This is a genomic window from Halomonas sp. LMYGS-3 (assembly GCF_059509875.1).
Map to the genome: position 1 here is coordinate 18,763 of NZ_JCAKFQ010000039.1, position 10,750 is coordinate 29,512.

General features: G+C 70.5%; 10 protein-coding genes. 9 read left to right on the forward strand and 1 reads right to left on the reverse strand.

The features are described 5' to 3' along the window. Positions 1–125 precede the first annotated feature (125 nt). From AC5W54_RS20960 to AC5W54_RS20980, 5 genes are all read left to right on the forward strand, one after another. A complete protein-coding gene (locus tag AC5W54_RS20960) occupies positions 126–2,621 on the forward strand; it encodes an ABC transporter permease (protein ID WP_495964043.1) in 2,496 nt (831 codons plus the stop codon). Then, on the forward strand, positions 2,618–3,772 hold the full coding sequence (locus AC5W54_RS20965; protein WP_495964044.1) for a lipocalin-like domain-containing protein: 1,155 nt from the start codon (positions 2,618–2,620) through the stop codon (positions 3,770–3,772). The genes AC5W54_RS20960 and AC5W54_RS20965 overlap by 4 nt, the downstream gene beginning before the upstream one ends. 17 nt (positions 3,773–3,789) lie before the next feature. Further along, entirely contained in the window at positions 3,790–4,692 is a 903-nt protein-coding gene (locus AC5W54_RS20970) for a LysR family transcriptional regulator (protein ID WP_495964045.1), read from the forward strand. A gap of 137 nt (positions 4,693–4,829) precedes the next feature. Continuing rightward, a complete protein-coding gene (locus tag AC5W54_RS20975) occupies positions 4,830–5,264 on the forward strand; it encodes a DoxX family protein (protein WP_495964046.1) in 435 nt (144 codons plus the stop codon). A gap of 65 nt (positions 5,265–5,329) precedes the next feature. Next, the gene (locus AC5W54_RS20980; RefSeq protein ID WP_495964047.1) at positions 5,330–6,067 is read left to right on the forward strand and encodes a dioxygenase family protein; all 738 of its coding nucleotides are present in this window, start codon (positions 5,330–5,332) and stop codon (positions 6,065–6,067) included. A gap of 13 nt (positions 6,068–6,080) precedes the next feature. On the opposite strand, the gene AC5W54_RS20985 is transcribed toward AC5W54_RS20980, so the two are convergent. Next, complete coding sequence (locus AC5W54_RS20985) at positions 6,081–6,899, reverse strand: helix-turn-helix domain-containing protein (RefSeq protein WP_495964048.1); 819 nt, start codon at positions 6,897–6,899, stop codon at positions 6,081–6,083. Positions 6,900–7,056: 157 nt separating this feature from the next. On the opposite strand from AC5W54_RS20985, the gene AC5W54_RS20990 reads away from it, so the two are divergent. The 4 genes from AC5W54_RS20990 to AC5W54_RS21005 all read left to right on the forward strand — a co-directional run bounded on the left by AC5W54_RS20990 (position 7,057) and on the right by AC5W54_RS21005 (position 10,612). Beyond that, a complete protein-coding gene (locus AC5W54_RS20990) occupies positions 7,057–8,529 on the forward strand; it encodes an alanine/glycine:cation symporter family protein (protein ID WP_495964049.1) in 1,473 nt (490 codons plus the stop codon). Between the two features lie 78 nt (positions 8,530–8,607). Continuing rightward, positions 8,608–10,008, forward strand: a complete 1,401-nt coding sequence (locus AC5W54_RS20995) for an aspartate ammonia-lyase (protein WP_495964050.1) — start codon at positions 8,608–8,610, stop codon at positions 10,006–10,008. A gap of 2 nt (positions 10,009–10,010) precedes the next feature. Next, entirely contained in the window at positions 10,011–10,268 is a 258-nt protein-coding gene (locus AC5W54_RS21000) for an asparaginase domain-containing protein (protein WP_495964051.1), read from the forward strand. Continuing rightward, positions 10,265–10,612 carry a hypothetical protein gene (locus tag AC5W54_RS21005; RefSeq protein ID WP_495964052.1) on the forward strand — a complete coding sequence of 116 codons (348 nt, stop codon included), beginning with the start codon at positions 10,265–10,267 and terminating at the stop codon, positions 10,610–10,612. The genes AC5W54_RS21000 and AC5W54_RS21005 overlap by 4 nt, the downstream gene beginning before the upstream one ends. Positions 10,613–10,750 lie beyond the last annotated feature (138 nt).

Consider the following 10,750-nt stretch of genomic DNA (forward strand, 5'->3'; position numbering starts at 1 on the left):
GTCAGCGGAAGGTAGCGGGGAGTCGAGAGCGCGCTGCCCTGCCACTCCCCGCCTCGCCGCTTCTGTGAGACGATGCCGGCACAAGGGGCCACCAGGCCCCGGTCGCTCCTCACCCTTGTGCCCCCATGCTCACCGCCCTCGCCACCCTGCTCTCGCACTACCGCCGCCACCCCGGCCAGCTGGCCATGCTGCTGCTGGGGCTGTGGGTGGCCAGCGCCCTGTGGAGCAGCGTGCAGGCGATCAACGCCTCGGCCCGCGACAGCTACGCCCGCGCCGAGGCGCTCTTCTCCACCGGACTGGACCGTCTCGAACGCCGCGACGGCACCCCGCTGACCCGCGACGACTACCTGGCCCTGCGCCGGGCCGGGTTACCGGTCTCACCCCTGCTGGAGGGCGAGCTGGAGGCCGCCGACGGCACCCGGCTGACGGTGATCGGCATCGACCCGCTGACCCTGCCCGGCGACAGCGCCTTCGCCGCGGCGGGCAGTACCGGTGAACTGACGGATTTTCTCACCCCGCCGTGGCAGACCCGCCTGGCCCCGGACACCCTGCCGGCCCTGGGCATTGCGGCCCGCGACGCCGAGGGCGCCACCCCCGTCCTCGGCGGCCGGCGGCTGCCGCCCCTGGTCCTCGCCCCTGCGCTGCCGCCCGACACCCTGGTGATGGATATCGCCGCCGCCGCGGCCCTGCTCGACGCCGGCGAGACGCTGACGCGCCTGGTCACCGCCGCCGACGCCCTGGCCGAGGGGCCGGACGGCCTGGCGCTGACCCGGGCGACCACCCTGGTCTCGCCGGGCCAGCTCACCGAGAGCTTCCACCTCAACCTCACCGCCATGGCGCTGCTGGCCCTGGTGGTCGGGCTGTTCATTGTCCAGGCGGCGCTCGGCCTGGCCCTGGAACAGCGCCTGGGCATGTTGCGCACCCTGCGGGCGCTGGGCGTGCCCGGCCGCCGCCTGGTCGGCCTGCTGCTGCTCGAGCTGGTGCTGCTGGGGCTCGTCGGCGCCCTGGCCGGCATCGTCAGCGGCGTCTGGCTGGCCCGGGCGCTACTACCGGACGTGGCCGCCACCCTCGACAGCCTCTACGGCGCCGGGGTGGCGGCCGAGCTGCAGTTGCCCTGGCACTACTGGCTCGGTGGGCTGGCCGTGACCCTCGGCGGCCTGCTGTTGGCCGGCAGCGGCGTGCTGTGGCGGGCCGCCCGGCTCGGCGTGCTGGGCCTCGGCCAGGCCCAGGCCTGGCGCACGGGCTTCCATCGTCAGCTGCGCCTGATGGCCGCCAGCGGCGCCGCCTGTGCCCTGGTCGGGCTGGCGCTGTGGGCCTGGCTCGTGCGCCAGCCGCCCGGCGAGGGACTGCTGGCCGGCTTCGGCCTGATGGCCATGCTGCTGCTCGCCAGTGCGCTCTGGCTGCCGCCGCTGCTGGCGCTGGGCCTCGCCGGGCTCGCGCGCCTCGCCCGGCGGCGGGCGCTCCTCCAGTGGGGCCTGGCCGACCTGCAGCTGCAGCTGCCGCGCCTGGCGCTGGCGATGATGGCGCTGCTGATCGCGCTCTCCGCCAACCTGGGGGTGAGCAGCATGGTGGGCGGCTTCCGCCTGACCTTCCTCGACTGGCTGGACCAGCGCCTGGTGGCGGACCTCTACCTGCGTCCGCCGGCGGAGCGGTATGACGAGATCCACGCCTGGCTCGCCGACCGGCCGGAGGTCGACGAGCTGCTGGCCACCCGGCGCACCGAGGCCACCCTGCTCGATGCCGACAACGACGCCTCCGGGCCGCTCAACCTGCCGGTCGGCCTCTACGGCATCACCCCGGGCGAGCGGCTCGTGCCGAGCTGGCCGCTGCTGGCGACCCACGAAGGACGCGAGGCGGCCTGGCAGGCCTTCCGCGAGGGCGAAGCCTTCATCAACGAGCAGCTGGCCATCGCCACCGGCCTGGCGCCGGGCGACCGGGTCACCCTCGACACGCCGGGCCGCCGCGAGACGCTGACCGTGGCCGCCCTCTACCCCGACTACGGCAATCCCCGCGGCGAGGTGCTGCTGGCCACGCCGCACCTCGCCGAGCACTACCGGGCGCCGCCGGGCTCGGTGGGCATCGTGCTGCACCCCGACGCCGACGAGGCGGCCCTGCGCCGCGCCCTCACCGACCGCTTCGGCGCGGGCAGCGACACCCTGCTCGACCAGCGCGAGGTGAAGCGCCTCTCCACCGATATCTTCGAACGCACCTTCACCATCACCCGGGCCCTGAGCACCCTGACCCTCGGCGTGGCGGCGCTCGCCCTGCTCGCCAGCCTGCTGGCCCAGGCCCGGGAGCGCCGGCGCCAACTGGCGCCGCTCTGGGCGTTGGGCGTGCCCCGGGGGCGCCTGGTGAGCAGCCAGCTCGCCCAGTTGGTCGGTGCGGCACTGGTCACCGGCGCCCTCGCGGTGCCGCTCGGCATCGCCGTCGCCGCAGGGCTGGTGAAGGTGATCAACGTGGCCGCCTTCGGCTGGCGCCTGCCGCTGTCGCTGTTTCCCGGCGAGATCCTGCTGACCCTGGTCACCGCCGTGGCGGTGGCGCTGCTGGCCACCGTGCTGCCGGCCCTGGCGCTGTGGCGCATCCCGCCTCGCGCCCTGCTGGCCGAGGAGGAGGCCACATGACGCTCAGGGCCATGTTGCCGGGCCTGCTGGCCGTGCTGGTACTCGTCGGCTGCGAGGGCGAGCCGCCGCCCGGCGAGACGGCCGGTTTCGCCGGGCTGGGCGGGACAACCGAGGGCTTCGTGCAGGCGAGCCCCGGGACGACGCTGCGCTTCCCCGAGGATCACGGCCCCCATCCCGATACCCGCATCGAGTGGTGGTACCTCACCGCCAACCTGGAGGACGAGGCCGGCGAGCCGCTGGGCCTGCAGTGGACCCTGTTCCGCCAGGCGCTGACGTCCCCCGCCCAGCGGCCGGCCCCCGGCCCCTGGGTCGCCGACCAGCTGTGGATGGCGCATATGGCGGTCTCCCGGGGCACGACCCACCGGGTGGCGGAACGCTTCGCCCGCAGCCACTCGGCCGGCGATCTCGACGATCGGGAGAGTCAGGCCGGCGTCCGGGCCGCACCCTTTGCCGCCTGGCTCGACGACTGGCGACTCGAGAGTCGGGACGAGGATCCCCACGCCGATACCTTCGAACGGCTGACCCTGACGACCCGACAGGACGACGAGCACGGTGGCTTCGGCTACCGGCTCGCGCTCACCGCCGAGGGGCCGCTGGTGCAACACGGCGAGGGCGGCTTCAGCCAGAAGGCGGCCGACGGCCAGGGCTCGATGTACTACAGCCAGCCCTTCTGGCGCATCGAGGGGGAGGTGACGCTCGACGGTGAGACGCGCACGGTGAGCGGCCGCGGCTGGCTCGACCGCGAATGGAGCAGCCAGCTGCTGGGGCCGGAGCAGGCGGGCTGGGACTGGTTCTCGCTGCACCTGGCCAGCGGCCACAAGCTGATGGCCTTCCAGCTGCGTGGCGGCGGCGAGGATGGCGGCGACTACCGTTCCGGTACCTGGATCACCCCAGCCGGCGAGCCCCGCGCCCTGGCCCCGGACGAGCTGGTCCTGACGCCGCTGGCGACGAGCCGGGTCGCCGGCCGCGAGGTGCCGACCCGCTGGCGGCTCGAGCTGCCGGCACAGGGCCTCGACCTGGTAGTCGCGGCGCCCCATGCCGAACGCTGGATGACCACCTCGGTCGCCTACTGGGAGGGCGAGGTGGTCGTGCGCGACCATGACCGCGACGAGGTACTGGGCGAGGGCTATCTGGAGATGACGGGGTACTGACACCACGAGGAGCGCCGATGAACCTGCTGGATGCCATCACCGCCTTCGTTCGCGTCGCCGAGCTGGGCAGCTATACCCGCGCCGCCGAGGCGCTGGACCTGTCGCGCACCCGCGTCTCGCGCCAGGTGATGGAGCTGGAGGAGCACCTGGGGGTGCGCCTGCTGCAGCGCACCACCCGGCGCCTGCACCTCACCGAGGCCGGCGAGCGCTACCTGGCCCGGGCCCAGGGCATCCTGCAGGGCCTGGAGGAGGCGGCGGACGAGGTGGGCAGCGGTAGCGGCGAGATCCGCGGCCGGCTGCGGGTCAATGGCCCGATGAGTTTCGGCACCCGCCACCTGGCCCCGCTGGTGACCCGCTTCATGGTCGAGCACCCGGCCCTGGAGGTACGCCTCGACCTCAACGACCGCCGCGTCGACCTGCTCGAGGAGGGCTACGACCTGGCGATCCGCATCGGCAGCCTGCCCGACTCCAGCCTGGTGGCCCGTCGCCTGGCCCGCTGCCGCTTGGTGCTGTGCGCCTCACCGGACTACCTGGCCCGCCACGGCGAGCCGCGTTCGCTGGAGGCACTGGCCCACCACCGCTGCCTGCGCTATCGCACCGGCGGCAGCGGCGGCGATTGGCAGTTCGGCGGCCGTCGCCTGGCCACCCGCGGTCCCCTGGAGAGCAACAATGGCGACGTCCTGACCCTGGCCGCCGAGGCCGGGCTCGGCATCGCCCAGCAGCCCAGCTTCCTGGTCACCGAGAGCATCCGGGAGGGCCGCCTGGTGCCCCTGCTCGGCCACGAGCCCCCGGTGACTCTGGACATCCATGGCGTCTACCCCGCGCGGCGCCACCTGCCGGCCAAGGTCGAGCGCCTGCTCGATTTCCTGGCCGAGGCCTGGGGGGAGCCGGCGAGCTGGGAGCGGGAACTGGACCTGTAGCCGACGCCGTCAATTGTCGCGAATATCGCAACAGTCATTTGCGATTCCCGCAGATTATCTCCGCTTTCTCCGCGGGTAGAGTGGCACCCATCGAAGCACAACTCTCCCCTATAACACCCCCGACGGAGATCATCACCATGACCACCCAAGCCATCACCGACGCTCGCTCTCAACCCCAGGCCACCAGCCTGCAGCCCCATGCCATCGCCCTGTTGCGCATCGCGCTCGGCGTCATGACCCTGGCCCACGGCCTGCTCAAGGTGTTCGTCTTCACCATTCCCGGCACCGTCGGCTACTTCGAATCGATCGGCTTCCCGGGCTTCTTGGCCTACCTGACCATCCTGGCCGAGGTCGGTGGCGGCCTGGCCCTGCTCCTCGGGATCTATACCCGCTGGGTGAGCCTGGCCCTGGTGCCGGTACTGCTCGGCGCCGCCGCCGTCCACCTGGGTAACGGCTGGGTCTTCTCCAACGAAGGCGGCGGCTGGGAGTTCCCGGTGTTCTGGGCCATCGCCCTGCTGGTGCAGGCCGGCCTCGGCAGCGGTAGCCTGACCCTGAGCCGCCGCTTCGCCTGAGCCACTCGAGTCACCCTGCGCCTGCCCACCCGGGGCAGGCGTACCCCGTTCACAGGAGTCTCCCCATGCTGCCCAGCCTCTTCATCTCCCACGGCTCCCCCATGCTGGCCCTGACGCCGGGGCCGGCCCACGACTTCCTGCGCGAGCTGGGCAAGCGCTACCGCCCCGCGGCCATCGTGGTGGTCTCGGCCCACTGGGCGACCCGAGGCCTCGCCGTCAGCACCAGTGAGCGCCCCGAGACCATCCACGACTTCGGCGGCTTTCCGCGGGAACTCTACGCATGCCAGTACCCCGCCCCCGGCGAGCCGGAGCTGGCCAGGCGCCTGGCCCGTGAGCTCAACGCCGTGCCGGTGGCGCGCGGTCTCGACCACGGCGCCTGGGTGCCGCTGTCGCTGCTGTTCCCCGAGGCGGATATCCCGGTGGTATCGCTGTCGCTGCCGATCACCTGGTCGAATCAGGCCCTGGTGGAGCTGGGTGAGAAGCTGGCGAAACTGCGTGAGGAGGGCATCCTGATCATCGGCTCGGGCAGCCTGACCCATAACCTGAGCGAGATGCAGGAGCAGGGCACGCCGATGCCGCCCTGGGTCGGCGAGTTCGTCGACTGGGTACACGAGCGGCTGACCACCGCCGACCGCGACGCCCTGCTCGCCTGGGAGCAGGCCCCCCTCGCCCGCGAGAACCACCCCACCCCCGAGCACTTCCAGCCGCTGCTGGTGGCGCTGGGCGCCGGCGGCCAGGCGCAGCGCCTGCACCACAGCATCGAGCACGGCGTGCTGGCCATGGACGTCTACGCCTTCGCCTGACCCCCGTGGCGCGTCAACAAGTGCCGTGATGCCGGGCCCGGAAGTGCTGCTCGCCGGGCGCCACGTCGTTGCGCACCGCAGCCAGCAGCTCGGCATCCAGACCGGGGTCGTCGAGGGCGAGCAGCCCGCATTGCGCCAGCGCCTGGCGCAGGCCCACCTGCTCGTCGAGGCGTTCGTAGAGGACGCGCACGCAGCACGGCATGCGCTCGCTGTTGTCCGCCACGCCGAGCTTGAGCCCGGTGAGCCGGGTCACCTGGCTCCGGAAGCTCGGGAAGAGGATGGTCTGGGTGACCTCGTGGCCGTTGAGGGTCTCGTGATCCACCAGGAAGATCCGGTCGGCCAGCCTGACGACCACGCCCCGGTAGCGGTTGTGAAAGGGCCGGCTATTGGCCAGGGTCTGCATGCGCTCGGTGCGCTGGTAGACGATGCCGCTCTCGCGCTCCTCCAGGCACACCAGGGTGCGGATCAGGTGCCCGGGCCGTGACATCGAGTGGTAGTACTCGAAGTAGCACCCCAGGTAGCGCGCCATGCCCTCACGGCCACGCTCGAGCAGCTCGTCGGGCCACGCCACCCCGCCGCCCCGGGGCGACGCCCGGGACGCGCGCCCCGCCTGCACCAGGGTGCGGAAGTCGTCATGGGGCAGATAGAGCTCATGCTCCTCCACGCCGAAGAAGGCACAGAGGCGTCCCATGGCGGCATGCCTGGGCCGGTAGCGACCCGTCAGGTAGCGGTTGAACTGGGCTCGATTGATCTCCAGCCGCCGGCACACCTCGGCGATGGAAGGGTAATAGCTGCACAGCAGCCGCAGGTTGGCGACGAAATCGTCATGCATGTGGAGGGCTCCCAGTGCGCCACGCAGGGTGGTGCAGTCTGATGCACTCACCTTGGCGGATAGTGCACTGGAGTGCAACGCAGCGCCAAATCCCACGGCGCCTCGCGGCTGCTTCAATCGTCTCACGCTCTCAACAACACAACAGCGGAGACGTACCATGCTTGATCTTCTCAATGACCTCCTGTGGGGCAAGATACTCCTCGTACTGCTGGTGGCCGTCGGTGTCGGCTTCACCATCGCCTCCCGCTTCGTCCAGTTTCGCTACTTCGGCCGCATGTTCCGGATCCTCGGGGCGAGCCAGGCCTTCCGACGCGACAAGCACGGCCACCTCAGCTCCTTCCAGGCGCTGGTGCTCTCGGTCGCCGGCCGGGTCGGCGGCGGCAACATCGCCGGGGTCGCCGTGGCCATCACCCTGGGCGGCCCGGGCGCCATCTTCTGGATGTGGCTGGTCGGCCTGATGGGCATGGCCACGAGCTTCCTGGAGTGCACCCTGGCCCAGACCTACAAGCAGGCCGAAGCGGACGGCACCTACCGCGGCGGGCCGGCCTACTACATCGTCAAGGGCCTGGGCCGGCACTGGGGCTGGCTGGCTGGCTTCTATGCCGTGCTGCTGCTGCTCACCTTCGGCTTCGCCTTCACCGCCCTGCAATCCTACGCCGTGGCCACCTCCCTGGATGACGCCTTCGGGGTGCCGGTCCTCCTCACCGGCATCGCCCTGGCGGTAATGGTCGGCCTGATCGTCTTCGGCGGCATCAAGCGCATCGCGCGCATCTCCGAGGTACTGGTGCCCGTCATGGCGATCGGCTACCTGCTGATCGCCCTGCTCGTCCTGGGCATGAATGTCGACAAGCTGCCCGGGGTGATCACGCTGATCGTCAAGAGCGCCTTCGGCCTCGAGCCGGCCGTCGGCGGCGGCATCGGCGCGGCCATCATGATGGGCCTCCGGCGCGGCCTGTTCTCCAACGAGGCGGGCCTGGGCAGCGCCCCGAACGTGGCCGCCGTGGCCTATGTGCCGCACCCGGCCAACCAGGGCATCGTGCAGGCCTTCTCGGTGTTCATCGACACCCTGATCCTCTGCTCCTGCACCGCCTTCCTGATCCTGCTCAGCGGCATCTATGATCCAAGCGCGGGCGGCGACATCGAGGGGATCGCCCTGACCCAGGCGGCGTTGGCCGATCACGTCGGCGAGTGGGGGCGGAGCTTCGTCAGCCTGGCGCTGCTGCTGTTCGCCTTCAGCACCATCCTCTACAACTACTACCTCGGCGAGAACAGCCTCAACTACTTCAGCAACAACAACCGCAAGCTGTTCAATGGCTTCCGCGTGGCTGTCGTGTTGCTGGTGTGCTGGGGTGCCACCACCGACCTGGGTACGGTCTTCGGCTTCGCCGACGTCACCATGGGCCTGCTGGCGGTCGCCAACCTGGTCGCCCTGATCATGCTGTTCAAGCCCGGCCTGCGCATCCTCAAGGACTTCGACGACCAGATCCGCCTGGGCATCGCGCAGCCGATCTTCGACGTCCGGCAGCACGCCGACCTGGACCTGGATCCGAAAGCCTGGGAGCTGGAGCCCGAGGATCTCGAGCGCCTGCAAGCCCGCCCCACCGGCCAGCCGGCCGGCGCCGGCGACTGAACCGCAATCCCCCCGCACCGCCTGCCAGTCCTGCCCTCCCGACAGGGCTGGCTTCTCTCCCTTACCGGTGGAACCTTCATGACGACACGCTTGGAACATGACCTGCTCGGCGAGATGACACTACCCCAGGACATCTGGTACGGCATCCAGACCCAGCGCGCCCTGGACAACTTCAGGATCACGGGCGTCCCCATCAGCCATTTCCCCGAACTGGTGCGGGCCCTGGCCATGGTCAAGGCGGCCGCTGCCCATGCCAACCAGGCGGTGGGCGCCCTCGAGCCGCACAAGGCCGAGGCGATCCAGGCCGCCTGCCAGGACATCATCGACGGCGCCCTGCACGACCAGTTCGTGGTCGACCTGATCCAGGGCGGCGCCGGCACCTCCACCAACATGAACGCCAACGAGGTCATCGCCAACATGGCGCTGAGCAAGCTGGGGCACGCCCGGGGGGAGTACCGCCACCTCCACCCCAACGACGACGTCAATCGCGCCCAGTCGACCAACGACGCCTACCCCACGGCGGCCTGCCTGAGCCTGCAGTTCGCCGCCGAACCGCTGCGGGACGCCATCGCCGCGCTGCGCGATGCCCTGCAGGACAAGGGGGCCGAGTTCGCCGATATCGTGAAGATGGGCCGCACCCAACTGCAGGACGCGGTACCGATGACGCTGGGACAGGAGTTCGAGGGCTTCGCGGTGAACCTGGGCGAGGACATCGCCCGCCTCCACGACGCCTGCCGGCTGCTGTGCGAAGTCAACCTCGGCGGCACCGCCATCGGCACGGGCATCAACACCCACCCCCGCTACCAGGCCCTGGCAGTCGCGCGCCTGGCGGTCATCTCCGGCAAGCCCCTGGTGCCGGCCTCGCACCTGGTCGAGGCCAGCTCGGACATGGGGGCCTTCGTCTACCTGTCCGGCATCCTCAAGCGCTTCGCCCTCAAGCTGGGCAAGATCTGCAACGACCTGCGGCTGCTCTCCAGCGGGCCACGCACCGGTCTCGGCGAGATCGTCCTGCCCGCCGTGCAGCCCGGCTCGTCGATCATGCCGGGCAAGGTCAACCCGGTGATCCCCGAGGCGGTGAACCAGACGGTCTATCAGGTGATCGCCGGCGACCTGGCCGTGACCCTGGCCGCCGAGGCCGGCCAGCTCCAGCTCAATGCCATGGAGCCGCTGATCGTCTACAACCTGCTCAACGCCATGCGCATGCTGTGCGAAGCCTGCCATATGCTCCAGACGCGCTGCATCGAGGGCATCCAGGCCAATCGCGACCAGTGCGCCCGGCACGTGGAGACGAGCATCGGCATCGTCACCGCACTGGTCCCGCACATCGGCTACGCCAGTGCCTCGCGCCTCGCCAGGGCGGCGCTGCAGAACGCCACCACCCTCCGCGAGCAGGCCCTTGCCGAGGGACTGCTCGACGAGGCCCAGCTGGACCGCCTGCTGAGACCCCGGTCCATGCTGGCCCCGCACCTGGAGTCCTGACCATGCCGCGCCTGCTGATCCTCTACACCGGCGGCACCATCGGCATGCGGCCCTCCCCCGCCGGCTATGTGCCCGGCGAGGGCTTCGCCGCGCGGCTGGCGAGCCAGCTGGCGGCCCATAAGGTCATGCCGTTGGCATCGAATGGCGTGACCGAGGCCAAAACCTGCCGTATCGCCGAGGGGCTGGCCGGCCCATCCCCCTGCGCCTACATTGATGAGGGTATGCCCCTGAAAATGGAACGAGTCGAGGGTTCACCATGACTGCCATCGACATGAGCCTGGGTGATCACATCACCCTCAAGCAACTGTCCCACGCGCTGTCCCACGGCCTCTCGCCCATTGTCGAGGTCGAATCCCAGGACGGCATCTACATCGTGCGCTTCCACCATGCCAACGGGGTTTCGGAGCTGGCAGACGCCGACGGCAACACCTGGACCTTCCTCGGCACCGGCGAGATCCAGGACCTGCTGGGCGACCTGGGCCTGACCCATGGCGTACTGACCTGGGCCGACCAGTGCGGTGACGAGATGATCGGCGTGCCGGGCCATGCCATCACCCCCGACGAGCGGCTGACCTACGGCACGCGGATCGCCTTTCGCTCGTGACCTCCGCGGGCTAATGTAGACATGATGGATTGACCTGCCCCGCCTCAACGTCGTGGGTTACGTTGAGGTAGGGACCAGAACACAGAGCCACTATTGAGGGAGGCAGGTCATGAATCAGTCTAACGCAACTCAGCAATC